Origin of the sequence: Duganella sp. CF458, assembly GCF_900113115.1 — a bacterium.
In the GTDB taxonomy this organism is placed as follows: Bacteria; Pseudomonadota; Gammaproteobacteria; order Burkholderiales; family Burkholderiaceae_D; genus Rugamonas.
On the sequence record NZ_FOOF01000010.1, the window covers coordinates 196,440 to 222,206 of the forward strand.

At 57.9% G+C, this 25,767-nt stretch carries 25 protein-coding genes; 10 read left to right on the forward strand and 15 right to left on the reverse strand.

Annotated elements, in window-relative coordinates; genetic code table 11:
- Window positions 1–143: 143 nt before the first annotated feature.
- From BM269_RS17050 to BM269_RS17065, 4 genes are all read right to left on the reverse strand, one after another.
- Entirely contained in the window at window positions 144–680 is a 537-nt protein-coding gene (locus tag BM269_RS17050; RefSeq protein ID WP_090439254.1) for a hypothetical protein, read from the reverse strand.
- 445 nt (window positions 681–1,125) lie between these two features.
- Window positions 1,126–3,630, reverse strand: a complete 2,505-nt coding sequence (locus BM269_RS17055) for a VapE domain-containing protein (protein WP_090439257.1) — start codon at window positions 3,628–3,630, stop codon at window positions 1,126–1,128.
- A complete protein-coding gene (locus BM269_RS17060; protein ID WP_139232769.1) occupies window positions 3,627–4,037 on the reverse strand; it encodes a hypothetical protein in 411 nt (136 codons plus the stop codon). Before BM269_RS17060 ends, BM269_RS17055 begins: the two co-directional genes overlap by 4 nt.
- Window positions 4,037–4,480 carry a YmfL family putative regulatory protein gene (locus BM269_RS17065; protein WP_304443171.1) on the reverse strand — a complete coding sequence of 148 codons (444 nt, stop codon included), beginning with the start codon at window positions 4,478–4,480 and terminating at the stop codon, window positions 4,037–4,039. Before BM269_RS17065 ends, BM269_RS17060 begins: the two co-directional genes overlap by 1 nt.
- A gap of 527 nt (window positions 4,481–5,007) precedes the next feature.
- Here BM269_RS17065 and BM269_RS17070 point away from each other — a divergent pair.
- The 5 genes from BM269_RS17070 to BM269_RS17085 all read left to right on the forward strand — a co-directional run bounded on the left by BM269_RS17070 (window position 5,008) and on the right by BM269_RS17085 (window position 7,281).
- The gene (locus BM269_RS17070) at window positions 5,008–5,742 is read left to right on the forward strand and encodes a S24 family peptidase (protein ID WP_229204686.1); all 735 of its coding nucleotides are present in this window, start codon (window positions 5,008–5,010) and stop codon (window positions 5,740–5,742) included.
- 182 nt (window positions 5,743–5,924) lie between these two features.
- Window positions 5,925–6,338, forward strand: coding sequence for a hypothetical protein (locus tag BM269_RS29105; RefSeq protein WP_139232770.1), 414 nt, complete (start codon window positions 5,925–5,927; stop codon window positions 6,336–6,338).
- Window positions 6,335–6,856, forward strand: a complete 522-nt coding sequence (locus tag BM269_RS29110) for a hypothetical protein (RefSeq protein ID WP_139232771.1) — start codon at window positions 6,335–6,337, stop codon at window positions 6,854–6,856. Before BM269_RS29105 ends, BM269_RS29110 begins: the two co-directional genes overlap by 4 nt.
- Before the next feature lie 3 nt (window positions 6,857–6,859).
- Window positions 6,860–7,051 (forward strand): hypothetical protein, encoded by a 192-nt coding sequence (locus BM269_RS17080; protein WP_090439269.1) that lies wholly within the window; start codon window positions 6,860–6,862, stop codon window positions 7,049–7,051.
- Entirely contained in the window at window positions 7,048–7,281 is a 234-nt protein-coding gene (locus BM269_RS17085; protein WP_229204687.1) for a helix-turn-helix transcriptional regulator, read from the forward strand. The genes BM269_RS17080 and BM269_RS17085 overlap by 4 nt, the downstream gene beginning before the upstream one ends.
- 220 nt (window positions 7,282–7,501) lie before the next feature.
- On the opposite strand, the gene BM269_RS17090 is transcribed toward BM269_RS17085, so the two are convergent.
- On the reverse strand, window positions 7,502–10,531 hold the full coding sequence (locus BM269_RS17090; protein ID WP_090439273.1) for an NACHT domain-containing protein: 3,030 nt from the start codon (window positions 10,529–10,531) through the stop codon (window positions 7,502–7,504).
- Between the two features lie 130 nt (window positions 10,532–10,661).
- Complete coding sequence (locus BM269_RS17095; RefSeq protein WP_090439276.1) at window positions 10,662–11,972, reverse strand: tyrosine-type recombinase/integrase; 1,311 nt, start codon at window positions 11,970–11,972, stop codon at window positions 10,662–10,664.
- A 255-nt stretch (window positions 11,973–12,227) separates the two neighbouring features.
- Here BM269_RS17095 and mutS point away from each other — a divergent pair, with 255 nt between their 5' ends.
- Both mutS and BM269_RS17105 read left to right on the forward strand, forming a co-directional pair.
- Window positions 12,228–14,834, forward strand: coding sequence for a DNA mismatch repair protein MutS (mutS, locus tag BM269_RS17100; protein WP_090439279.1), 2,607 nt, complete (start codon window positions 12,228–12,230; stop codon window positions 14,832–14,834).
- Window positions 14,831–15,781 carry a hypothetical protein gene (locus BM269_RS17105; protein WP_090439281.1) on the forward strand — a complete coding sequence of 317 codons (951 nt, stop codon included), beginning with the start codon at window positions 14,831–14,833 and terminating at the stop codon, window positions 15,779–15,781. Before mutS ends, BM269_RS17105 begins: the two co-directional genes overlap by 4 nt.
- Before the next feature lie 35 nt (window positions 15,782–15,816).
- On the opposite strand, the gene BM269_RS17110 is transcribed toward BM269_RS17105, so the two are convergent.
- The gene (locus BM269_RS17110) at window positions 15,817–16,368 is read right to left on the reverse strand and encodes an FKBP-type peptidyl-prolyl cis-trans isomerase (protein ID WP_090439284.1); all 552 of its coding nucleotides are present in this window, start codon (window positions 16,366–16,368) and stop codon (window positions 15,817–15,819) included.
- 57 nt (window positions 16,369–16,425) lie between these two features.
- Between BM269_RS17110 and BM269_RS17115 the strand changes: the two genes are divergently transcribed.
- The 3 genes from BM269_RS17115 to BM269_RS17125 all read left to right on the forward strand — a co-directional run bounded on the left by BM269_RS17115 (window position 16,426) and on the right by BM269_RS17125 (window position 18,600).
- On the forward strand, window positions 16,426–17,550 hold the full coding sequence (locus tag BM269_RS17115) for a ribosomal protein uL16 3-hydroxylase (protein WP_090439286.1): 1,125 nt from the start codon (window positions 16,426–16,428) through the stop codon (window positions 17,548–17,550).
- Between the two features lie 11 nt (window positions 17,551–17,561).
- The gene (locus tag BM269_RS17120) at window positions 17,562–18,032 is read left to right on the forward strand and encodes a DUF7931 domain-containing protein (RefSeq protein ID WP_090439289.1); all 471 of its coding nucleotides are present in this window, start codon (window positions 17,562–17,564) and stop codon (window positions 18,030–18,032) included.
- 286 nt (window positions 18,033–18,318) lie between these two features.
- Window positions 18,319–18,600: a hypothetical protein gene (locus BM269_RS17125; protein ID WP_090439292.1), complete on the forward strand. Its 282-nt coding sequence runs from the start codon at window positions 18,319–18,321 to the stop codon at window positions 18,598–18,600.
- Between the two features lie 146 nt (window positions 18,601–18,746).
- Here BM269_RS17125 and bamC read toward each other — a convergent pair whose 3' ends face one another.
- The 8 genes from bamC to BM269_RS17165 form a co-directional block, all read right to left on the reverse strand.
- Window positions 18,747–19,904, reverse strand: coding sequence for an outer membrane protein assembly factor BamC (bamC, locus tag BM269_RS17130; RefSeq protein WP_229204688.1), 1,158 nt, complete (start codon window positions 19,902–19,904; stop codon window positions 18,747–18,749).
- 13 nt (window positions 19,905–19,917) lie between these two features.
- Window positions 19,918–20,796, reverse strand: coding sequence for a 4-hydroxy-tetrahydrodipicolinate synthase (gene dapA / locus BM269_RS17135; RefSeq protein WP_090439295.1), 879 nt, complete (start codon window positions 20,794–20,796; stop codon window positions 19,918–19,920).
- Window positions 20,797–20,870: 74 nt separating this feature from the next.
- Window positions 20,871–21,428 carry a class I SAM-dependent methyltransferase gene (locus tag BM269_RS17140; RefSeq protein ID WP_090439298.1) on the reverse strand — a complete coding sequence of 186 codons (558 nt, stop codon included), beginning with the start codon at window positions 21,426–21,428 and terminating at the stop codon, window positions 20,871–20,873.
- Entirely contained in the window at window positions 21,421–22,623 is a 1,203-nt protein-coding gene (locus BM269_RS17145; RefSeq protein ID WP_090439301.1) for a tryptophan--tRNA ligase, read from the reverse strand. Before BM269_RS17145 ends, BM269_RS17140 begins: the two co-directional genes overlap by 8 nt.
- A 4-nt stretch (window positions 22,624–22,627) precedes the next feature.
- Entirely contained in the window at window positions 22,628–23,293 is a 666-nt protein-coding gene (locus BM269_RS17150) for a site-2 protease family protein (RefSeq protein WP_090439304.1), read from the reverse strand.
- A gap of 72 nt (window positions 23,294–23,365) precedes the next feature.
- Window positions 23,366–23,989, reverse strand: coding sequence for an L-threonylcarbamoyladenylate synthase (locus tag BM269_RS17155; protein ID WP_090439306.1), 624 nt, complete (start codon window positions 23,987–23,989; stop codon window positions 23,366–23,368).
- A 3-nt stretch (window positions 23,990–23,992) separates the two neighbouring features.
- Window positions 23,993–24,862: a protease HtpX gene (gene htpX / locus BM269_RS17160; protein ID WP_090439309.1), complete on the reverse strand. Its 870-nt coding sequence runs from the start codon at window positions 24,860–24,862 to the stop codon at window positions 23,993–23,995.
- A 69-nt stretch (window positions 24,863–24,931) separates the two neighbouring features.
- A complete protein-coding gene (locus BM269_RS17165; protein WP_090439312.1) occupies window positions 24,932–25,765 on the reverse strand; it encodes a 3',5'-nucleoside bisphosphate phosphatase in 834 nt (277 codons plus the stop codon).
- Window positions 25,766–25,767 lie beyond the last annotated feature (2 nt).

Sequence of the window (25,767 nt, forward strand, 5' to 3'; positions counted from 1 at the left end):
TGTTTGCAATTTAATTGTTGAGGCGTTGAACGCCAAAGGTTCGATAGTTTGCTGCCCTGAGTGACTGTTGGCCTGTGGCCGCACTGCCCTAAAGGACTGTACCTTATTCGACAGTCAGTGTCAGACCAATATGACGAGATACCTTAGGCCATCTGTCCGCGAATTGCTTCAACGTTCCCAAGCCTCTCCAAAATCTCCTCAAGGTTCCGCTCGGCCTTGGCAATGATTAAGGGGACATGCGGCCCGCGCACGCCACGCAGGAAACGCCGCACCTGATCTGCCGGCCACTGATAGATGTACAAGGCCTTCAATGCCTGCCTCTCGTTAGAGTCACCCAAGGTGCGCCATGCAGCCTCGACCAGCCAGCCGTCCAGCTCGTCACTGGCGACCAGCGGATTCAAAGGCTTGATTTTTTCAGCCGCTTGATCTCCCGCCGGCGGCGCTTCCATCGTGCGCAGATGGACGTAGAGCTTTGCCCACCCTGCGCAGTACTGCGATGCGCCACCAGCGCTGACGGGTCGATTCACTACCTTGCGCCAGTTCGCCAGTCGCGCCTGGAACTCTTGGCGCCGAGGCGAAGCTGACCTCACCTCGCGCCGTTGAGGCGCTCGCCACATTGGTTTCACCGGCTCAACAACTTCTGCAAACCGCACACCGTCCACTTCGATCTCAACGTTCATTCGCAACCTTTCTCTCTTTTCCAAACTACCGATCTATTCCGCTTATTTCCCGAACCCGTCCAACCCCAAAATGGTTAGTCGAAGAGGTTGGACGTTTAGACCCGCATAAACACTGTCTTTGTCCAACCTCCTAACCTGTCCAACCTGTTTTTCATGTTTGCCAATGCAGAATTCGCCCTTCCCACTCGTCGCGCACGTATACGCGTGACGCGCATGTGCGTGCGCCTGTCGGCTGGCGAGGTTGGACGGTTGGACGAAGCCAGTATCCACGCGTGTTTCAGCCGTCTAACCTCAAAAACCACAGGTTGGACGGATAGCCGTCGCTGGACATCATCGCGAGCGACGAAGGCAAACGCCAACACCTTTTCCGCACGCGGATTCTCCGCACACGATCCCTGGTGAGGCGCCGGCACCATGCCGCGTTCCTGAATAGCCTGGGTGGAGCTCATTGAGCTTCTCCATGGCTGTCTACCCCATGCGCCGCTTCCGCAGCCGGGCGCTCGTAATACCACTCGCGCGCGCCGCTTGGCTCGCGCCTTTTGATCCAGCCGAGTTTGCGCATGATCGCGCCCACCCGCATCGTTTCCGCTCTTGCAGGCCCCAGCTTTGACATCTCGAAGTGAAGCGCCCTCGTGAGCAGCTCCCGCGCAGTGACGCTCTTCAGCTTTCCTGCCAGCGTTGGTTTTCCATCCGAATCCTTGCCCTCCACGTACTCATAGAGGCGACCACGCCACGGATCTGGAATCTCCCTGTCATCCTGTACCGGGTCAATCAAGCGCCGCTGCTGTTCCTTTGTCGGCCACCACTGGACGCCAGCGTGCATCAGGGCGATGGCCTCGCCAAACAGCTGGTCCCGATCCGCCTTGAGCGCTTCGATGTCGATCTTTCCAGTATTCACTGGCCAGAAGCGCCGGTTACCGGTTGAGTCTTTGAAGTACGCATCTTCATTGGTCGTTGCAGCAAAGGCGCAGCGGCGCAGCACGTTCTTCATGCGACGGCCATACGGTTCGCGGAATCGATCAACGGTGCTGGACATAAATGCCTTAATGGCCGTGACTTCGGAGCGATTGAATTGTTCCAGTTCGGCGACCTCGTACAGCAGCACGCCCTGGATCGACAAATAGCCGTCCTTCTCGCCCATCCTGAAAGGCGTGTCGGCAAACCAGTCGCCGCCCAGCACCTTCAATGCCGTAGACTTGCCCTCGCCCTGCCCGCCTTCAAACACCGGCGCGTGGTCGTTCTTCACGCCGGGCTTATAGCCGCGCATGACAACCCCGATGAAGAACATGGTCGAGACCAGCCGCATGTATTCGGAGTCCTCAGCGCTCCAGTAGCGCGTCAACGCGGTGGCCACGCGCTGCCTACCGTCCCAAGCGGCGGCACACCTATCGAGGTAATCAACCACCGGGTCAAAAGCGAAGTCGCGTGCCGCTTGCGCTACACCAGCCTCGATATCACCGCGAGCGGCGACAACCAAGCCGTACTTCTTGGCTGTATACATCCCGAGCATGAAGTCGTCCGATTCCGTCCATTCGCCAGGCGTGGTTGCCCATGGTGCCTTTCGGCGCTTCACCTGGAGGCCCGAGAACAAATCCAGTGCAACCAGGCCACGAAGCTCTTCGTCGTGTTGCATGACCATGTACACGTTCTCGCGACAACCCTTGACCCCGCCGTTCGCAGTTCCAATCAAATGATCACGCAGGGAGCCCTTCAGCTCGCTGCCCGCGCCAGCTGGAAGTGGGGTAGAGGCCGCTTCCAGCTGTGCGGCCGATTGCTCGTCAAGCCAGGCCGGCACCGCATCGTGCGAATTTTCCTTCGGCACTTCCTGCGTGCCCGTAACCGCCGGACGCAACCTGGTCGTCCACGCGATGACTTCTTCTTCGCTGGCACCGCCGTCAATCAGGTCGGCAATATCCCATCCGTCCGGAAGTTGTCCAGGCGGAGGAATGTCCACCATGAACACATCACAGCCCTGTGCACGAAGAATCTCAGCGATCTTGAGCATTGCGCTCACGCCAGGCTGCTCGTGTTCTGGCATCAGCTCGCCGGCATGCTCGTGCCCCTCTTTGTAGCGCTTTGCGTCGGCATCAGGCCAAAGAATGACGTTACGGTCGCGTATCCGGGACCAGTCCGATTTCTTCACGGCCTTGGCACCACCGGACCAAGACACAACCTCAAGCGCCTCGTGCAGGCCAGGCATTCCTACGGCGCGGTCGACGCACTTCTCGCCCTCGACGATCAGCATCGGCGAATCAGGTCGCGCAGGGCCGCGCTGATAGAGAGGACGTGGTTCAGGGAATGCCAGCCAACGCCACTCGCGCGCACCGGTATCGCTGCGCTCGGCGAACACGCACGGAAGGACCTCCTTGCCCTTACCGTCGGAACGCAGGAAGCGGAACACCACGCCGAGCAGTTGGCCGTCGACGTTACGGTATTCCCAATGGGCCTCAGGACGCCCACGTACAACGTGCGCCTTTGGATACGGCCCGGCACCGTCTGGCACCGGCAGTATGGGCGTCCACGGAGTCCGCTTTTTATCTTCGGCGGGCGCCTGTACCCCTTTGTCCGCTTGCGCGGGCGCAAGATTAGGCCGTGGTTGCACAGGCTTTCCTGAAGCCTTCGCTAGCCCTTTGCCTACTCCCTGGGTTTCGGAAAGCGAGATCGAAAGCAGCTCCGCGAGTGCTTTGCACGCTTGACCCGGCTTCAGGTCATGAATGAATGCGTATAGCGAGATCAGATCGCCACCGGCTGCGCCGTCGGAAAAGTCTGACCAGACCCCTGCCTTGTCACCCGTCAGGCGAATGCGAAGGGACTGCCCCGCCTCGCCATCACGCGATCCAATGCAGAACTCATGCCCTTCTTTGACGCCATTCGGAAACCAGTCTTGGAGAAGCGTATGAATTGAGTCGAGCGCTACGCGCCCGACTAAGGAGAAATCATCAAGCGTCATGCGACGGACTTCTCACCGAAAGGCAAATAGGTATCGCCAATGCGCGATGGGAAGTTACGGTAGTCAAAGGCGCCCTCTCGAATAACCATTGCGCTACGTGCGCGCAATGGCTTAAAACCAGTGCCGACACGAGGCTCAGCAACCTTGCCGATATATTCCACTACCGGTTTGGCAATGCCAAGGTACGCCCGCCCAGCATCCGTCAACTCGACCTCGCCACCCTCATTCTTGATCAGGCCGTAGAAGGTCAACTGTTCGACTATGAGCACGTCAAAGTCATTCCGTGAAATGGATTTGCCCGCAATCCGGAAGAGCTCCGAGACGGTGGCCTTCCCCCCAATGGAGAGCAATGACGACAATGCATTGGCCGGGCGGCTGCCACGGCGCGGAAGATCACGGTTAGCCATTACGCATCCTCCCTGGCCGATACCGCCGGATTCGGGAGCGGGCAATTGATCAGGAACATCAGCGTCATCAACTCGCGGATCGTCGCGTGCATGCGATTTTCCAGAATCTGGAGCTTCGCACGCTCGGTCGCGTCGATCTTGCCGTCCTTCTTTGCCTCGGTGTACTCGCGGGACAGCTCGCCCAGTTCGTCGTAAAGCTCGTGGAATTTGTCATGCAGTTCCACGTCCGACAGATCGCCTGGCTCCGGCAGTGCATAGAACACTCCACCGCTTGCGTGAGCAACAGCTTGTGCAAAGTGTTTGGTACCGGAGTAGTTCTGAATCAGCAGCGCCGTATCGACGCGCATGCCGCTTCCCTTTACCTCGTATACGCGCTGTTCCAGGGCGGACTTACTCATGCCCAGCGTTGCGGCAGTCCCGTTCCAACCGTGAACCTTAATCATTTCTTGGTATGCAACTAATAGCTCCACAGTATCGTCCTTCTATTCTTGGGTTTCAGATAACAAACCATTTCTCTACTATTGGCCTACTTCCTACTGAACATCGCTCGACAATGAACTTCGTCAACCAAACGTATGCAAACTGGCCGCATGGTCTTTACATCGCCCCCTCGCGACACGTCGAACACTAGGGTGAGAAATGGCGAACTACTTCACTTGAGGATCGACGGGAGGGATCCAGATATCAGGCCTCAACTCATGTAGAGTCAGTTTCGACTCAGCAAGAATTAGAGCCCTGCACAACTTAGGGCCGGGGCGCCGATGGCCGCCGCCTATCAAATAGAGATAGCCCACAGATGAGCCGACGGCGCTAGCTAGCGACTCGCGTTCAGCGGGGGTTGCTTGCCTAAGGAAGGTTTTCATGTCCATGGGCAAACTTTACCCAAAAGATAAACTTACCGCAAGATATATTTATCTTTTGGATCATTTATCTTTTCGGTAAAAGAGTTAATCATCCGAGCATGGGACCAATGAAGAGAGATGACATCCGGCGCGAAAACGCGCGCAAACTCGCGGCAGATGCTGGCGGGCTGGCAGAATTTGCGCGCAAGACGGGGATGGAGAATTCCCAGGTAAGTCAGATCATTGGGAAAAACCCAACGAAAAATATTGGCAATATCGTCGCGGCACGAATCGAGCGTGCCTTTGAGCTGGTCGAAGGCTCGTTGGACGTTGTGCAAACACCCTTGACTACCTTGGCCATCACTTCGCCAGAGGAAGACCATTTGCACGCAGCAATCTTCCCGGGCGCTCGCCCTGTACGCGTCGAAGACGAAAATTCACCACATCTTTACCCAATACCGAAAGTGACATTGAAGCTTCAAGCAGGCGTAACAGGCTTCGAGACAGAGCCCGATTTGCGTGACGGTGGAACGCTTGGCATTTCTCGCACATGGATCGAACGCAAGGGGTTCAACCCGAAAAACCTAATTGCGATCCAAGTGCGCGGGGAGAGCATGGAGCCGACCTTCTACGAGGATGACACTGTGGTCATTAATCTCGCTGACAAGTCGTTAATTGATAACGCTGTTTATGCGGTTAATTACGAGGGTGAGGCGGTCGTGAAGCGACTGGCCCGGGATGCTGGCCAATGGTGGCTCATGTCGGACAATCCTGACCAGCGCAAGTACTTTAGGCGGGCTTGCCAAGGGAATCGCTGCATCATTGTAGGTCGGGTGGTTCGTCGCGAAGGCGATAACTTCTAAGCATTTCTCCGTCACAAGCCGCCTCTGCAGCGACCTTTGAACTCTCTCTGAAAGCCCTTCCCACGCCAGAATTTGGATAAGTAACAACAATCCGCCCGCCTTGCAACTTAACCTTTTTGGTAAATATTGCTTGCGAATAGTTTATCTTTTGAGTAAAGTTTCTTCATCGAAGGTTAACCACGATGGAGAAACAGGTGATTCCCACATGCAGCCCGGCCATGTCCTTGGCCAAAAACACTCCAGGACAACTCGTCAACCAGCTTATCGAAGACGCATTCGCGCCTGGATTAAAGCGCTACGAACGCAGTCCGGAGTACGTGAATGGGGCTCGTGCCCTTTTACTTCAGCAAGTAATCGGCAAGCCGTTAGCTTGTCTGTACCTCCATGGAACTGCCGCAGCAGATGCATTCTTTGCCGGCGTTGAAGAAGGGCGCTCAATCTATGCACGGTATCTTTCCGTTCGGCAGCAAGTACGGTCCGCGCACACCCTCGATGGCCTCAAGGGCCACGCTTGCATCGCAGCATGCAGTCTGGACAAGAAAGTCCAGCGTATGCAGACCTCTGCACCAACAAGCAACGGCAGTGTGACGAAATGAGTGCTGCAATAACACGCCCCGTTACGACTGCGAACAGCAGCCTGATCGAGCAAGCGGCCGCACTTATTGATAGCCTGAGTCACCTAAATGCTGCGGCGGCAAAAGCGACCGAACTACTCGGTCTGGCTGGCTTCGCTGGCATGCGCGGTGATACCGCTGACGACCTCCGCCAGGCACTCGCCATCCATGACAACCTGGTGCAAAAGTTCAACGTCAAAGTACGCACTAGTAATGGCACCGCTACGTTTTGCACGTGCGCTATGAATGCCGCCGGCGCGGTTGAAGCAGAACTGGAGCGCCAGGGCGACAACCCGTGCGGCATCACCGTTACGCCAGCGAATCCTGACGAGCTGGCGCTCGCAGCTGCGCATCGCGCGTTGCGGGTTGCCGGGCCGTTAGAGGTTGCCCTCAAAGACCCATCGATTGGCTGTGTGCTGCGCGCCTATGCACGCAAGCATCCTGTACGCAGCACGCCTTCTGTCGATTTCAAATCCCGTGCGGCAAACGACCGGGACTAAGCTATGAATGCCAAACAGTATCGCCTGGCGCTACGCGAGTGCGCTGACAAGGCCACCAAAAGCCACCCGACGAAGCCTGAACTTCGCTCGATGCTGTTCATCGCACTGCTTTCCGCTTACGCGGGGCATGACGAACACGCTCTGGGCGACCTCCTTTTCAACCTCACCATCGGCACGAACGAAAGCACGAAATGAGCGTGAACATGAACCGACTCTATATAGACCTTCCAGAAGTGGCCAGCCTATTGTCGCTGTCAACCGCGACCATCCAGAAGCTGGTCCGCCAGAGCGAGTTTCCACCGCCGCGCAAATTGTCCGCCCAGCGTGTCGGCTGGCTCATGCGCGAGGTACAAGCCTGGGCCGAAGAAAGGCCTGTATCCGACTTGCCGCCGCCCCCCAATACAGGCAGCCGCAAGGTGAAATAGCTTAGGCAAGACCCAGTAGGAGGCGTAAGTCAGCTCGTCGGTAGCTTCCTCAATGCGGAAGTAACCGTAAATCACCTCTTTGCTCATTCAAATTTCCCGCATGAAGACCTTTATAGCGCATTATGCGGGGAAACCATTTCTCAAATAGCTGCAATTGTGTGCGGCGAGACTGTGCCGAACGCTGCCCTTCCAGCAGTTAACAATTATTCGGCCGCAATACTCAAGGATGCGAATCGCGTGTGAGCAATTCGGGAGAATAACAAGAAGTCAAGGCTCGCACCTTGACAAGCCTGCGAAAATCAAGATCACCATTGATATTCCTTGATTTCGAAATCGCATAACACGAATTTTCATCTTTCTCCACCATAATAGGCAGTTTGAAGCTAATAGATGAAAGCAGCCTACTATCCGCCCCCAGCCCAAGTCTAAATGCGTCCCCATCCCTAATCCAAGCAACCAATTCCTCGAACGAATTTGCATATAAAACAAATTTCTCTGATCGATCAATCGCATTATTGCCAATAAGACAATTTAACCGATCAAGTGCAGCTCTATCATTTCTTCTTCTTTTTCGCATCTCAAACTGGATAGTTGCAATACTTAGCACTAACATGACTGGCATACCTATGCGCAAAAAATCTGGAACTGATGCTGGACCAATGTTGAACAGTGACAAAACGTAGCCACCAACCCACCCCATTGCATAGACAAGTACACAAGTAAGAATGAGGATAAGTGGGAAGGTTAAGAACCCTTCTTTCACAAACACTGCGTAATATGTCTTCCTAGAAAACCAATTAATTCGCCCCCCAAGCGACCTATTACTATATAGCACCATAAGAAAGACTATAAGCGCAATATAACCCGAACAAGCAATCCAAAAATAATTCGATCCTTTGATGGCAAGATATGATGATGCAACAAATTGCTTCATTTCAGAGCCATCGGTTTTCGCTCCTCCATGCTCAACAGAAAGGACTATCGCGAAAAGAAATACAATTGGGAGCAGGAAAGCCACCAGCCATTCATTACCCCCTGTATAATTCTTTCTTGGCCTGAACTCTTCCGACACAAAATTCAAAAATGTACTACGTTTCGTCAAATTAAATACTAACTCACTCGAAAGCAGGAAGGCTGAGGTAATTTTACTCAATCCATCCAAAAATGGACGGATATTAAGACAACGCTTCACAATGTGATTAGCACCCACACTTAATGGCAGGCGCGCTGCCAACGCCTGGATGCGTAACCGTTTTTCAATCGAATCCGCAGACAGCACCGCCTTAGCGAGACGATCTTGAATGAATTCATTGATTCCGTCAGCTTTTTCCAGGAAAACACATTGTGAAAATGCTGCCTGAGTAAATAGTTCCTCTGAAAAGCATGTTTCAAGATAAGCGGAAAGCGTGTCAGACGGCAGTAAGCCACCGAGTTGAATAACCATCTTTTTATCAATGTGATCCCCGTTATTCCAACGCGTTGCCAAAACAGTTTGTATAGTAGTTCTCAAACCTAACGGTACATCAAGGGTTCTCCGACTGAACCCCTCCTGGAGAATCGCAAGTAAGTTCGCCAAATTATCAGATTCCCAGTCGAAATACGCATAGGCAATATCCAGGACCTCTCCCGAGACTTTAGGCCGGTTATCGATGCCATTCAAAATATTCATGGCCGCTTCGATCAAGTATGATATTTCACCAATCTCTTGAGTCTGGAGTAACGTCACTGTGTACTCCCGCCAAGTTGGGTTCGACAATAGCTCTTCAGGCTCAATGAAATCTGGATTTCCCGCCAGGAAATTTGAAAATATAGTTTCCTGATATCGTCTATGCACGAATGTAAATCTACTATCTCCCTTCCCAGCAGAGGAAACGTCATTTCGCCCAATTTTTACATCAATCAGTGCATGGATAATTCTCGTAATATAATCAGCATCTGCGCCTGGGATCGAAGCAATAATCTCATCAACTTTTGGAGCTAAACTCATACCAGGATTAGTAGCCAGCAAAACGGCCAACCTCCTAGCTCCATCTAACAATTCGGCTGAGTCGAGATTATATTTATTCCTAATATATTCTGGATCACGATGAGCCAAGCGATCAATATGCGATGAAAGCAGCTGATGATCGTTTACTGGCTGTTGCCCTGTGTCCTTCACGTATCTACAAAGAAGCGTAAGAAATAACGGATTGTTCCCGACCTTACTAGCCTCCTCCGCTAAGTGTCGAAATACGAGTTCCATCTGATCATGCTTAAGGAAAGAATTTGAAACAAGTTCACGTTGCCTCTCGAAACCAAGCGGAAGAATTCTAAATTTCTCCCAAGGAAGCGCTTCAGGCCCTTTATATTCGCGCGATGCCAGGATTGCCTTGCAATCCCCCATCCCGGAAAGGAATTTCCGGATTGCTTCCGAGTATTTTTTTACGGTATCACTACCTGTGGCGGAATGAAGGATTTGCGGTATTTCATCAAATGAATCAAATAAGAAGCACCAAACTCCATCCTCCTTGAATTCATTCCAATTCTCTTTGACATAATCACTTGTATCTGCATCACCGCGACGTATATTGTCAATTACAAACTTTTTTATCAGATTGGCATCTATTTCCTCCCCGGCTGCGACCTCCAATTCACGCAAATTAAGATAAAGCGGTACCATTTCGTTCGCCCGCTTTGAATGCTTACCTTTAGTGGCAAGCTGTTTAGCCAGATGCCGAAGCGCAACGCTCTTTCCGCTTCCAGGTTCGCCAACAAGCAAAACTGTCTTCTCAGCAGTGCTTTCCAGAGCCGCCATTAGTGACGAAACTCTTCGTATGCCGAACGACTTTCGCTTTAAAATGCGGCGCATCTTAGTTGAGTAATATCCTCCCTCTGTTTCCACTTCAGCTTCAAGGTCAGTGAAATATTGATCGTTCCAGTTTTCTGATTTTGCAATATGAGCCAGGTCACTATCCAGAACCGCACAAAACTGCGATCGTCTACGAACTTTTCGTTGTTGCTCTAGGGTTGCTAAGAATGCAGGCGGGTTTTTCTTGACCTCCTCGCTAAACGCCAGTAACAGCTCCAAAGACCTGCGAAGGCCCTTAATTATCAAAAATATAGTGATCAATATTGAGAGCGCGAGGATTCCCCATGCAGCAACTGCATTCCAACCGTGTGACCATTCGAAGTTTGCAAGGACAAATTCGACGAGTCCACTAATTATCGGAATAATCTTTTCAGCCGCTATTTCGCCAAATTTTTCAAACATAGTCAATCATTCCCAAAAATTGTAGTGAGGCTGGCTAATTTGACCGCAAATGAAGTCATCTGATCATATAGCCCTAGGAGAAAAGAAAATTTCTCGAGCTTTCCAGATTTTCCCCAAGAATACATAACCATTAAGGCAAAGACAACAATTCACTTCCGTTCGCCAACTGCTCGAGGCGCGGGGCAAGACGCGCAAGCCATTCTCGCTTCTCCTTATCGTATGTATGGCGGTTATAAATCCCTGTAATGCCATGTTTCATGTGGCCGAGAATCGCCTCACCAACTTCGTCTGGACAGCCAAGCGCGGCGAGTAGTGTCCTAGAGCTGCGTCGTAGATCATGCGGAGCCCAACGCTCCACTGGCAATCGCGACCTCTCATACGTCGGTCGCGTTTTCGCATAGGGCATGTGCAACCATACTTGGGACGCTACGTTCTTCTGCTCTACATGCCCCGACGCACAATGCTTTGAGGGGAACAAATAGCCTCCGTCTGCAACATCCAAGCGCCGCCGCACTATCCGCTCCGCACGACCTACTAATGGCACGCGAAAGTCGGTCGCATGCTCTCGCCAACTGTTCTTTGTCTTATCCTTCGGAACGGTCCACCACAGACCATCGACCTCCTCCGTGATCTCATCGGCGTGCATGGCCAAGATTTCCGAGCCTCGGGCACAAGTCCACAGGTACAGCGTAAGCACGTCTTCGACCAGCCGAGAGAAATTCGGCAACCAGGGAATTAACTTGGCCAACTCCGCCTCGCTGAGCACCCGTTTCGTAACACCGGCAGGCACCCCTTGGATCATGCGACCTTTGCTGCGCAACTTGCCGCGCATGATTAACCGCCACCAGTTTGGAACGGTTTCTGGCAGCCGACCGGAATCGAGCGCGTAGTCCCAAGCGGCACCAATCTCCGCTCGTAATTTCGCAGCCTGGACCGGAATATGTCCAAACGACTCAATCAAATCGAATGCTACCGATCGCGTAACTTCCACCGCCTTCAGATCACCAGTCTCGCCCAGCATGGTCGCAAACATGCGCCGCACCTCAGCCACACCCTTATCTCCGCGATTCTTTTCAACGTACTTGACCAGATAGTTGTCGCAAACGTCGGCTACGGTGAGCCCCTCAATGGAGACTCGCGCGCGTTCCGCAGCGGCAGCAGCGCGTTTCTCGCCGCGCTCGGCACGCTTCGCTGCGCTGGGATCGGCTCCGTCGGCACGCGCCAGGCGTAGCTTTTCCCAGGCCACTGTCGCGGCTGCGAAAGAAACAGTCGGCCATTCGCCGATCTTGGTCTGCTTCATCTTGCCATCAACCGGGCTTTTGTAACGGTAGATCCAGGATCGCTTCGTTGCCGTCACTTCAAAACGCAGTCCTGGGCACTCGGAAATGGTAAAGTGTTGACCTGCTGGCAAAAGCTTAGCAGCGCGCGCATCAAATGGCATGGTTCCCCTTGCGGTGTAGGTTTGGCGTAGCTTTTCATCATTCGGATGAAGTGAGCCAGAATTTTAGCGTAACTTCAATTTTTCATAGAAAAAAAGTTACGCCAAAAATGCAAGTGTCCGCATAGGCATGTATGCGCATACAGTAAAAGCAGAATCGGTGATCAAGCAGAATTCTTCATAAATTTCATATACTTATTCGTGAACACCTTATCAAAACAAGAGGTTACAGCAGCACCCGACAGCAAGGTTACTCCGATGATGCAGCAATACCTGCGCATCAAGGCCGATTACCCGAACATGCTGGTGTTCTACCGCATGGGCGACTTTTACGAGCTGTTCTTCGACGATGCCGAGAAGGCTTCACGGGTGCTGGGCATTACGCTGACGGCGCGCGGCAGCCAGAACGGCGTGCCGATCAAGATGGCGGGCGTGCCTTTCCACTCCCTGGATGGCTACCTGGCCAAGCTGGTCAAGGTCGGCGAGTCCTGCGCCATCGCCGAACAGATCGGCGACCCGGCCCTGGCCAAGGGGCCGGTCGAGCGCAAGGTGGTGCGCGTGGTCACGCCGGGCACCCTGACCGATTCGGACCTGCTGCCGGAGAAATCGGAGCGCCCGTTGCTGTCCATGACCATGATCAGTAACCGCAAGGTGGTCACCTGCGGCCTGGCCTGGCTGTCGCTGGCTTCCGGCGCGCTGCGCCTGATGGAATTCTCCGGCGACCAGCGCAGCGTCAACACGCGCCTGGGACAGGAACTTGAACGCATCGCGCCGGCCGAAATCCTGCGCGGCGACGATGCCGACATGTTCGAGGAAGTCACCTTCTGCCACGTCAACAACGTGCCGGCCTGGCACTTCGACGTGGTGCACGGCCACAAGGCCCTGCTGGACCAGCTGGCGGTCGCCACCCTGACCGGCTTCGGCGCGGAAGGCCTGGGCGCGGCATTCGGCGCGGCCGGTGCCCTGCTGCGCTACGCGCAATCGACCCAGGGCCGCGGGCTGCAGCACGTCAAGAGCCTGTCCTGCGAATCGGAAAACGAGTACATCGGCCTGGACGCGGCAACGCGCCGCAACCTGGAGCTGACGGAAACCATCCGCGGCCAGGAGTCCCCTACCCTGTTCTCGCTGCTGGACCACTGCCGCACCGCCATGGGCTCGCGACTGCTGCGCCACTGGCTGCACCACGCGAAACGCGACCAGTCGGTGGCCCGCGCGCGCCACGATGCCATCGCGGCACTGATGCAGCACGACACCACCGGTTCGCTGGCTTACCATCTGGCGCAAGTGCCCGACATCGAACGCATCACCACCCGCGTGGCCCTGCTGTCGGCGCGCCCGCGCGACCTGTCCGCCCTGCGCGACGGCTTGCAGCAGCTGCCCAAGCTGCAGCACGCCATGCAGCGCGCCCTTGGCCACGACAACGCGCAAGGCCTGTTGGCCAAGCTGCACTTCGGCTTGAACGAGCCGCAGGAATGCGTCGACCTGCTGGTGCGCGCCATCATGCCGGAACCGGCCACCATGGTGCGCGACGGGGGCGTGATCGCGCGCGGCTTCGATGCGGAACTGGATGAACTGCGCGGCCTGTCCGAAAATGCCGGCCAGTTCCTGGTCGACCTGGAAACCCGCGAACGCGAACGTACCGGCATCGCCAACCTGCGGGTGGAATACAACCGCGTGCACGGCTTCTACATCGAGGTCACCAACGGCCAGGCCGACAAGGTGCCGGAAGACTACCGCCGCCGCCAGACGCTGAAGAACTGCGAACGCTATATCACGCCGGAGCTGAAAGCCTTCGAAGACAAGGCCCTGTCGGCCCAGGACCGTGCCCTGGCGCGCGAGAAAATGCTGTACGACGAGCTGCTGGCGGCACTGGCGCCTTTCATCGGCGCGCTGCAAGCGATCGCCCAGGCCCTGGCCCAGGTCGACACCCTGTGCTCGCTGGCCGAGCACGCCCTGCGCAACAACTGGTGCGCGCCGGACCTGGTGGCCGATCCATGCATCAACATCGTCGAAGGCCGCCACCCGGTGGTGGAAAACCAGATCGAACGCTTCATCGCCAACGACTGCAAGTTCATGGCCGAGCGCCGCCTGCTGCTGATCACCGGCCCGAACATGGGCGGTAAATCGACCTTCATGCGCCAGGTCGCCTTGATTACCCTGCTGGCCTATGTGGGCAGCTATGTGCCGGCAAGCAGCGCCACCATCGGTCCGATCGACCGCGTATTCACCCGTATCGGCGCTACCGACGACTTGGCCGGCGGCCGCTCCACCTTCATGGTGGAGATGACCGAAGCGGCCACCATCCTGAATGGCGCCACCGAGCATTCGCTGGTACTGATGGATGAAATCGGCCGCGGCACCTCGACTTTCGACGGCCTGGCGCTGGCGTGGGCGATTGCGCGCCACCTGATCGAATCCAGCCGCAGCTTTACGCTGTTCGCGACCCACTACTTCGAACTGACCCAGCTGCCGGAAGCGCATCCGACCGCCGCCAACGTGCACCTGTCGGCGGTGGAGCATAAGGATTCCATCGTGTTCCTGCATGCGGTGCAAAACGGCCCAGCGTCGCAAAGCTACGGCTTGCAGGTGGCACAACTGGCAGGCGTGCCGCAACCGGTGATCAAGGCGGCCCGCAAGCACCTGGCGCGCCTGGAAGCGCAAGCGCTGGATGCCACGCCGCAGCTCGACCTGTTTGCAGCGCCAGTGGCTGACGCCAACGACGACGAGGCGCCAGCGGCCGCTCCCGCCGCCGATCCGCGCGCCGAGGAGCTGCTGGCGGCTCTGGAGGACATCGATCCGGACGCCATGACCCCGCGCGAAGCGCTGGACCGCCTGTACCAGCTCAAACGCCTGGCGCAGGCATGAAACGGCGGTTTGCCCTGGGCACGCTGGCGGCGGCGGCCGCGCTGGCCGCCGCCGTGCTGGTCGCGCCGGCCGCCCGTGCACGCAGCGACAAGGCTGCAGCGCGCCAAGGCGAATTCAGCTTCGCCCTGCTGGGACACAACTTCCCCAAGGGCGAAGGCGACGCCGAATTCCGCCGCATGCTGGCCGAAGCAAGCCGCGCTGAACCGGCCTTCCTGATCGCCAACGGCATCAAGTCGGGCAGCGAGCCGTGCACCGACAGCCTGTACCAGGAACGCCGCGACCTGATGAACAGCGCCGAGCGCCCGCTGGTGCTGCTGCCGGCCGGCAGCGACTGGACCGATTGCCGCAATTCCAACGGCAAATCGAACGCCATCGAACGCCTCAACCGAATTCGCGAATTGTTCTTCCCCTTGCCCGATGCGCTGGGCAAGGGCAAGCTGGTGTTGAACCGCCAGTCCGGCATCGCCAAGTTCCGCGATTACGCCGAGAACACCTATTGGGAATACGAGAACGTCCTGTTCGTCACACTCAACGTGCCGGCCAAGAACAACCACTACCTGAGCGAAGCTGGCCGCAACAGCGAATACGAAGATCGCATGGTGGCCAACCGCGGCTGGCTGCACCGCGCCTTCCTGCACGCCAGGCGCAAGAACATTGCCGGCATCGTGCTGGTGATGGATGGCGACATCGGGGCCCATGTGGAGCAAGGCTTCTTTGCCCGGCTGGCGCAAAAGCGGGACGGCTTTACCGAGATCCGCCGCATCGTGCGCGCGCAGGCCGACAAGTACCGGGGGCAGTTGCTGCTGGTAGACAACCGCAAGCAGGGCAAGGCCGCTCCGGCAATCGAATGGAACAAGAACGTCGGCCACCTGGCATTGGGTGCCGAATGGACGGCGCTGCGCGTCATTCCAGGCAGCGCTTCGCTGTTCGCCCTGGGCAGCGAATGACGTAAAAAAAGCCCCGCGCTGCGGGGCTTGGGATCTTAGTGGATCGGGTGGGTGCGGAAGTGATCGCCTTCCTCGCCATCGTCACCTTCATCGTCGCCGTCGTGATGGTGGTGGCCATGCGGGCCGTGCACGTGCTCGTGGGCGATTTCTTCTTCGGTGGCGGCGCGCACTTCGATCACTTTCAGTTCGAAGCGCAGGGCCATGCCGGCCAGCGGATGGTTGCCGTCCAGGACCACCTTGTCTTCAGCGATTTCGGTCACGGTGAAAATCATCGCGTCGTCGTCTTCGCCGCCTTCAGGCAGGCCTTCGAATTGCATGCCGATTTCCAGCGGCTCCGGCAGGCGTGCACGCTCTTCCACTTTCAACAGGTTCGGGTCGTAATCGCCAAAGGCGTCTTCCGGTTCAATCTGGATCGTGGTGGCGTAGCCGTTTTCCTTGCCGTCCAGTTCTTCTTCGATCTTTGGCAGGGTGTTTTCGTAGCCACCGTGCAGGTAAACCATAGGCTGGCGACCGTCTTCGATCAGATTGTTCTGTGCGTCGGACAGTTTATATTCCACCGTCACAACGGTATTCTTGGCGATCTTCATTGAGCTTCCTTTCTTTTCTAAGCTGGAAGGGATTATACCGCTTGCTATAATCGCGCCATGAAAAAACTCACTCTCCTCGGCGATATCACGCCCGAACAATTCCTGCGCGATTACTGGCACAAGAAGCCGCTGCTCATCCGCCAGGCCATCCCCGGCTTCAAGCCACTGCTGCCATTCGACAAGCTGGCCGAACTGGCCACCAAGGACTATGTGGAAAGCCGCCTGGTCACCAAGAAGGACGGCAACTGGGACATGCAGCATGGCCCCTTGAAAGAACTGCCTGCGCGCAAGGAGCGCGAATGGACCATGCTGGTACAGGGCGTCAACCTGCAGGATGACGACGCGGATGCACTGCTGCGCCAGTTCCGCTTCCTGCCCGATGCGCGCCTGGACGACCTGATGGTGAGTTTTGCCACCGATGGCGGCGGCGTCGGCCCGCACTTCGATTCCTATGACGTATTCCTGCTGCAGGCCGAAGGCCAGCGCCGCTGGAAAATCAGCGCGCAAAAGGACCTGACCCTGATCGAAGGCCTGCCGCTGAAGATCTTGAAGAAATTCAAGGCCAGCGAGGAATTCGTACTGGAGCCGGGCGATATGCTCTACCTGCCGCCGCACTACGCCCACGATGGCGAAGCCATCGGCGATTGCCAGACCTACTCGATCGGTTTCCGCTCACCGTCTTACCAGGAACTGGGCGAAGCCTTCCTGCAATTCATGGCCGATTCCATCGACCTGCCGGGCCGCTATGCCGATCCGGAACTGGAACCGACCAGGAAGCCGGCCGAAATCCCGCAAGCCATGCTGGGCAAATTGGCCGATGAATTGAATAAAGTGAGCTTTACGGAAGACGACTTCGCCATTTTCTTGGGCGAATACCTGTCCGAACCAAAGCATAACGTCTTCTTCCAGCCAGTGGAAAAGCCGCTAACGGCCGGCAAGTTCCAGCAATCCGCCGAGAAAAAAGGCGTATCCCTCTCGCGCAAGACGCAGATGCTGTATCGCGGCAAGAATGTCTTCATCAATGGCGAATCGTTCGCCATGAACAAGGCCGACAAGACGGCATTGGAAACCCTGGCCAACGCCCGCGGCCTGGACGGCGCAACGGTGGCCGGTGCTTCCGAGGATGTGCTGGAAGCGCTCTTCGCCTGGTACAGCGACGGCTGGTTGGAACTGAACAAATAATCGGAGATAGCATGGAGAAGCAGCTTTTTGACAGCCGTACCCAATTCCAGTCCCTGCTCTTGGACTGCATCTCCCAGGCGCGCCTGACGCTGCAGATGTTCGACCCGGATTACGCCTGGTGGCAGCTGGGGCACTCGAAGACCGACGCCCTGCTGCGCCACTTCCTGCAGCACAAGGGGCGCATCCAGCTGGTCGCGCACAGCAATGCCCACCTGGAGCGCAATGAACCGCGCTTCTCCAAGCTGCTGGAGGATTACAGCCACCAGATCGAGTGCCGCCTGACCAGCCGCAGCATCAGCACCCTGACCGATTCCTTCTGCGTCGCCGACGGCGTGCACATCGTGCGCCGCTTTCATGCCGACCACTTCCGCGGCGAAGCAGATTTTAATGCTCCTACGTCAACGCAAACCAGTTTGGAGCGTTATGAAGCTATCTGGGCTGAAACCCAGCCGGGCCTGAAACCAGGCACGACTGGATTGTAGGCTGGAAAATGTAAAATGCTGCGGTTCGAGGTAAGACGGTAATCGCTGCAGTTGCAAGCAGAACGGCGCGGAAAAAAAACATTGCGTTTCCGCAAAATAGTTGTGTAAACAGCCCGATTGGCTATTGCGACGCAGCAGAAAACGCTATAATATCCGGTGTGTTTCCGTGTCTGGTCGACCTTTTTCTGAAGGTTGGAAAGGCCGACGAAACGCCGTACGAGCGATAATTACCGGTAATTATTCATCGCAACATTGCTTAATTTTTGTTGTTATTTAAGGAAAACAAATGAAAAAATCCCTGCTGATCGCCTCCCTGCTGGCCGTTGCTCTGGCTGCTTGCTCCAAGAAAGAAGAAGCTCCTGCTGCTCCAGTAGCTACCCCAGAAGCAGCTGCTCCAGCAGCCGCTCCTGCAGCTCCAGCTGTTGACGCAGCTGCTCCAGTTGCTGCTCCAGCCGCTGACGCTGCTGCTGCTGCCGCTTCCGCTGCTACCGACGCTGCTGCTGCTGCTTCCGCAGCTGCTTCGGCTGCTTCGGCTGCCGCTTCCGCTGCTTCCGCTGCTGCTAAGTAATTCCCCGCAGGGAAAAGAAACCAGCCTTCGGGCTGGTTTTTTTTGCCCGGAGAATGGGGTGTTGCCGATTAAATGGGGTACGTCCCCATTTTTCAGGCAATAAAAAAGCCGGCTTGCGCCGGCTTTCTTATTTAAGGGCTTGCCCTTTATTTCAATTGCTCTTGCAGCAGGGTCAGGATCTTTTGACCCACCGGAGAGTCTTCCGGCTTATTCTGGTTATTCCACACCGAAACCTGGGTGGTATTGACCGCATCCGAACGGACCGAGATGCGGTAGCGCTGTGCTTCCTTCTCCTTGTCCGAGGCACCGAAGCTGAACAGCTTGCTGAACCAGCCACGGGTGTCGGTGGCGTCGTTCACGAAGCGTACGAAATACACGCCCTGTACGCGGTCACGGTCTTCCACGGTGAAGCCGGCGCGGTCCAGCGCCAGGCCGACGCGGCGCCAGGTGCGCTCGAAGCCTTCGTCGGTCTTGATGAAGGCATTGGCGCCCTCGCCCACCAGGACGGCGTGCTGCGCCTGGACTGCGGCGTTGTCGACCGAGGTGCGGGCTGCCGCCTCGTCGGCGGTGCCGCCCAGCTTGGTCATCAGCTTGGCCAGGAAGATCGCTTCCAGGTTCGGGTCGCTATTGCGGTTGGTCCACATGGTCGACTCGTTCTGCGCGCCGGTCACCACTTCCTTGGTGCCGCGGTGGCTGATGTAAATCTCGGTGCCGCCGGCCGGATTGCGCTCCAGGCGGGTGCGGTACTTGTCGCGCTCGCCGCTCGAGTACAGGCCGTCGAATACCTTGCCGATCGTGTTGCGGATGAAGTCTTGCGGGATCTTGGCGCGGTTTTCATTCCATTCGGTTTCCATCACTCCGGCAGTGGTATCGTCCACCGCCAGGATGAAGCCCGACTCTTCCCAGAAGGTTTTCAGTTGCGGCCACAGGGCTTCCGGGGTCTGCTGCACCACCAGCCAGCGCTGGTTGCCGGAACGCTCGACGCGCACGGCGCTGTTGCCGGTGCTGGCCACTTCGTTGCTGCTGACGGCAGCGGCGCCTGGCGTGTTGCCGCGCGCAGCCTGGTAGCCGGAGGCCGTTGCCACGCCGCGGTCATTGCTTGGCAGGGCGTAGCGGTTGTCCTTCGACAGCTGGGTCAGGTCCGGCGGCACGTCCAGCGTGCTGGCCTTCTTGGCCGATTTGTAATCCACCTTGGTTTCGCCTACTACGGACTGCACCATGCCGCAACCGGTCAGGCTCAGCATCAGGGCGCCAACGACGAGCCCGCGCTGCGGGGTCTGGGAAACGATCTTGCGAATAGTCATGTGAAAAAGAAGATTAGTTCAGCACACCGGAATCACGCAGGGCAGCGCGGACGGTCTCGTGATACTGCTCTGCCAGCGACACTAGCGGCAGGCGGATACCTTTCGGCATCTTGCCCATTTCCGCCAGGGCCCACTTGACCGGCACCGGGTTCGGTTCAATGAACAGGTGCTGGTGCAGCGGCAGCAGTTGGTTGTTGATGGCAGTTGCCTTGGCGGCATCGCCAGCCATCGCGGCTTCGCACAACTCGTGCATCTGGCGCGGTGCCACGTTGGCGGTCACCGAAATATTGCCCTTGCCGCCGGCCAGCATCAGCGCGATGGCAGTCGGATCGTCGCCGGAGTACACGGCGAACTCGGCTGGCGCGCGGCGCAGCAGGTCGTAGCCGCGCGCGATATTGCCGGTCGCGTCCTTGACGCCGATGATGTTCTTGACCTGGGCCAGGCGCAGGATGGTGTCGTTGCTCATATCGGCAACCGTGCGGCCCGGCACGTTGTACAGGATGACCGGCAAGTCCACCGCTTCGGCGATGGCCTTGAAGTGCTGGTACATGCCTTCCTGGGTCGGGCGGTTGTAGTAAGGAACCACTTGCAGCGAGGCGTCGGCGCCGGCGTTCTTGGCGAAACGGGTCAGTTCGATGGCTTCCGCGGTGGAATTGCCGCCGGAACCGGCGATCACGGGGATGCGGCCGGCCACGCGATCCACGGCAGCCTTGATCAGCTCGCAATGCTCGGCCACGCTCACGGTGGCGGATTCGCCGGTGGTGCCGACGATGACGATGGCGTCCGTGCCTTCGGCAATGTGCCAGTCGATCAGCGCATTCAAGCCCGGGTAATCCAGGCTGCCGTCGGCGTGCATCGGGGTTACGATTGCTACAATGCTACCCTTAATCATAGGAAACCAATTGCAATAAGAATTAAAACGACGATTGTAGAGCATACCCTGCACCCGTGGTGCATTTTGGTCGCTCAAAATGACGGCAACAGCGCCGCCTCCCTTGGAAACTCCCCTTTCACGGCGCAAATCCTCTGCACCATGGCCGGTTTCGGTGTATTAACGACGCCATCTTCGAATGCGATGACACGCAAACCATGCATTCTAGCCAATTCCAACAATTCTCCCGGCTGTAACAAAAAGGCCGGATTCGATGGTTTGCCGAAGGCGGCATTGCCATCGGCGAAGGTCTCGTAGACCAGCATGCCGTTGGGCGCCAGGCTGCCCAGCATCTCGGCCAGCAGCGGGCGGTGCAGGTAGTTGGTGACCACGATGCCGGCGAAACGCGCCGGGCCGAATGGCCAGCAGGCGCCGTCTTCTTCCAGGTCGATCTGGCTGGTGACGATGCCGTCGCCGGCCGCCGCGGCCAGCGCGTCGGCATCGCGGTCGACGGCCACCACGGCATGGCCCAGCGCGACCAGGTAGCGCGCGTGGCGGCCATTGCCGCAAGCCAGGTCCAGCACTTCCCCGTTCGGCACCAGCGGTGCGAACCGTTCCACCCAGGCAGAAGGTGGGCTCAAAACATCAGCCATAACTCAATCCCATTGCTTCGCGCACATCGCGCATGGTTTCCTGCGCCAGCTTGCGCGCTGCTTCATTACCGTCCGCCACGATGGCGCGCACCAGGGACGGGTCGTCCAGGTAAGGCTGCGCGCGCTCGTGCATCGGCTCCAGTTCTTTCATGATGGCGTCGATCACCGGCTGCTTGCATTCGATGCAGCCAATGCCGGCCGATTTGCAGCCCCGCTGCACCCATTCCTGGGTCGGTCCGTCCGAATAGACGACGTGGAATTGCCAGACCGGGCAGCGCTCCGGCTCGCCGGCGTCGGTGCGGCGCACGCGCGCCGGGTCGGTCGGCATGGTGCGCACCTTCTTGGTGACCGCCTCCTTGTCCTCGCGCAGGGCGATCGCGTTGCCGTAGCTCTTGGACATCTTGCGTCCGTCCAGGCCCGGCAGGCGCGAGGCCTCGGTCAGCCTGGCCTGCGGCTCCACCAGGATCAGCTTGCGCGCGCCTTCCAGGTAGCCGAACAGGCGCTCGCGGTCGATCATCGACAGGTTGTGCGCATCGTCCAGCATGGCTTTGGCCTGCTCCAGCGCGGCGTCGTCGCCTTCCTGCTGGTATGCGGTGCGCAGTTCGTGGTACAACCTGGCGCGCTTGCTGCCCAGCTTCTTGACCGCGTCCTGCGCCTTGACTTCGAAGCCCTTTTCCTTGCCGTACAGGTGGTTGAAGCGGCGCGCGATCTCGCGCATCATTTCCACGTGCGGCACCTGGTCGTCGCCCACCGGCACCTCACTGGCGCGGTAGATCAGCACGTCGGCCGCCTGCAACAGCGGGTAGCCGAGGAAGCCGTAGGTTTGCAGGTCCTTGTTGGCCAGGTTGTCGATCTGGTCTTTATAAGTCGGCACCCGCTCCAGCCAGCCCAGCGGGGTCGCCATCGACAGCAGCAAGTGCAGTTCGGCGTGCTCCGGGATTTTCGACTGGATGAACAGCGTGGCCTGGGTCGGGTCGATGCCGGCCGCCAGCCAATCCACCAGCATGTCCCAGGTGGACTTTTCGATGATGGCCGGGTCGTCGTAATGCGTGGTCAGCGCGTGCCAGTCGGCCACGAAGAACAGGCAAGGCTGCTCGGACTGCATCCTGATCCAGTTCTTCAGCGCGCCATGGTAGTGGCCCAGGTGCATGCAACCCGTCGGGCGCATGCCGGAGACTACGCGGTCAGGGTACATGGTGTCAGCTCAGGAAAGGGCGGAACGGCAGTTCGATCAAGGTCATCACAATGCCCACCAGTGCGCCCACCAAAGCCCGAAACGGTCCGGTGTTCAGGAGCAGGATAATGCCGATGAAGATGAACGGTCCCAGGCGCTCTATGCTGGCAAATTTATGCGCCAGATCACGTGGAAGCAGTGATGTCACGATACGGCCGCCATCCAGCGGTGGAATCGGGATCAGATTAAAGGCGCACATGACCGCATTGGCGATCACACCTGCCCGGCACACCTCAATGGGGAAGCGCTCGGTCACCCCCAGATTGATCATCAACACCAGCAAAAGCATCCATCCCAGACCCATTGCAAAATTGGCCGCAGGGCCGGCTGCTGCCACGAAACCCATCTGCTTTTTGGGGTTGCGTAGGCGGTTGAAATCGACCGGTACCGGTTTGGCGTAACCGAACGCCATATTCAACGGCGACAACAAGAGTAGAACCGGCAAGATGATCGTGCCGAACAAGTCGATATGCCGCATCGGGTTGGGGGTCAACCGCCCCAGCTTTTCAGCGGTATCGTCGCCAAAATAGCGGGCTACGTAACCGTGGGCAGCTTCGTGTAGAGAAATCGCAAATAGGACAGGAATCGCGTAGACCGCGATGTTGCGGATAACCTGGTCAAAATCGTTCATAAAAGGGATTCTATCAGAGGGCTTCTACCGCCCCGCTCTGCCGGCACAGCGCGCGGGGCGATCGGCGAGGGGTTAGAGGCCGATGGCAGCCGGGTCGCCGCGGCCGGTACGCACCAGTTCCGGCTCGGCGCCGGTCAGGTCCACCACTGTGGTTGGTTCAAGGCTGCAGGCGCCACCGTCGATCACCAGGTCGACCTGCTTGCACAGGCGTTCCAGGACGATGTCCGGATCGGTCAGCGGCTGGTCGTCGCCCGGCAGGATCAGGGTGGTGCCAAGCAGCGGCTGGCCCAGTTCGGCCATCAGCATTTCGGTGATCGGGTTTTGCGGCACCCGCAAGCCGATGGTCTTGCGCGATGGGTGCGACAGGCGGCGCGGCACGCAGCGCGTCGCCTCCAGGATAAAGGTGTACGGGCCCGGCGTGGTCGCCTTCAGCAGGCGGAATTGCTTGTTGTCGACGCGCGCGTAGACACCGATTTCACTCAGGTCGCGGCAAAGCAATGTCAAATGGTGCTTCTCGTCGATGCCGCGGATGCGGCGCAGCTTTTCAACGGCCGCCTTATCGTCCAGGTGACACACCAGCGCATAGCTGGAATCGGTCGGCAGCGCGACAATGCCGCCGCCGTGGATGATTTGCGCGGCCTGCTTGATCAGCCTTAGCTGCGGATTGTCCGGGTGTACCTGGAAGAATTGGGTCATGTTTTAACGTAGCTGTTGCAAGGCTGCGATGCGTTCTTCGATCGGAGGATGGCTGGAGAACAGCGCCGCCCAGCCACTCGGCGAGGTAATGCCGGATGCCGCCATCCCTTGCGGCAGTTCGCCTGGAGGCACGCCGCCCAGGCGCGCCAGGGCATGCTGCATCGGCACGGTGGAACCCAGCAAGTGCGCCGAGCCGGCATCGGCGCGGAATTCACGCTGGCGCGAGAACCAGGCCACGATCATCGAAGCGATCAGGCCGAACAGCAGCTCGCACACGAACACCGTCACCATATAGCCAATGCCCGGGCCACGGCGCTCTTCGCCTTTATTCAGCATGCCGTCGACCACCGAGCCGACGATGCGCGCCAGGAATACCACAAAGGTATTCACCACCCCCTGGATCAGGGTCAGCGTCACCATGTCGCCGTTGGCGATGTGCGCCACCTCATGGCCCAGCACGGCCTCGACTTCTTCCCTGTTCATCGACTGCAGCAAGCCGCTGGACACCGCCACCAGCGCATCATTCTTGAAGGCCCCGGTAGCGAAGGCATTGGCATCGCCCTCGTACAGCGCCACTTCCGGGCGGCCGATGCCGGCCTTGTCAGCCAGCGCGTGTACGGTACCGACCAGCCACTGCTCGGTAGGATTCTGCGGCTGCTCGATCACGCGCGCGCCGGTCGACCACTTGGCCATCGGCTTCGACATCAGCAGCGAAATAATGGAACCGGTGAAGCCCACCACCACGGAAAATGCCAGCAAGCCGCCCATGCTCGTTCCCGAGCCTGGACGCCCGATACCCAGCAGGGACAGGACAATCGACAGCACCACGACAACCGCCAGGTTGGTGGCAATAAACAGGATGATGCGTTTCATAGAGCGCCTCCGGTCAACTTACCGAACGATAATCTATGGTCAGCAGTAGGGATTTACAAGCCCCCGGTGTCAGAACCAGTCATGCCAGACCGGCGTCACATTGGCCGGCAGCGGCGGCAACAGGCGGAAATCCACCCGCGCCTCGCCCGGCGCATGGAAATCGGTCCCGCGCGAAGCCAGAAAACCGTAGCTGTTGGCCAGATTCGCGTACTTGGGATACTGGTCCGGCGTATGCGAGCCGGTCACCACTTCGATCGCCGTCCCGCCAAGCTGCTTGAATTCGTCGAACAGGACGCCTTCCTGCATCGGCGTGAACTTGTAGCGCCCCGGGTGCGCAATTACCGCAATCCCGCCCGCGCCCAAAATCCAGCCCACCGCATCCTGCAGCGACGCCCAGCGATGCTCGACAAACCCCGGCTTGCCGGGCGACAGGTATTTGCGGAACACTTCCGACACCGAGGCGCAAACGCCCTGCTCCACCAGGAAACGCGCGAAGTGCGTGCGCGACATCAGGGAAGGGTTATCGACGTAATGCAGGGCGCCTTCGTAAGCGCCCGGAATGCCCGCCAGCTCCAGTTGGCGCCCGATCTCGCGGCCACGGTTATCGCGCCCCGAGCGGGTGGCTTCCAGCCCCTGCAGCAAGCCGGCATTGTTTTCATCGACCTGCAGGCCGACGATGTGCACCGTCTCACCCGCCCAGGTAATGGAAATTTCCACGCCTGGCACAAAACGCATGCCGTAAAGCTGCGCGGCCGCGCGCGCAGTAGCGACGCCGCCTACTTCATCGTGGTCAGTCAGAGCCCAAACATTCACACCCGCCTTATGGGCATGCTCGGCCACTGCCGCAGGGGGCAGCACGCCGTCGGACACATTCGAATGGCAATGGAGATCTACGTTCAGCATAC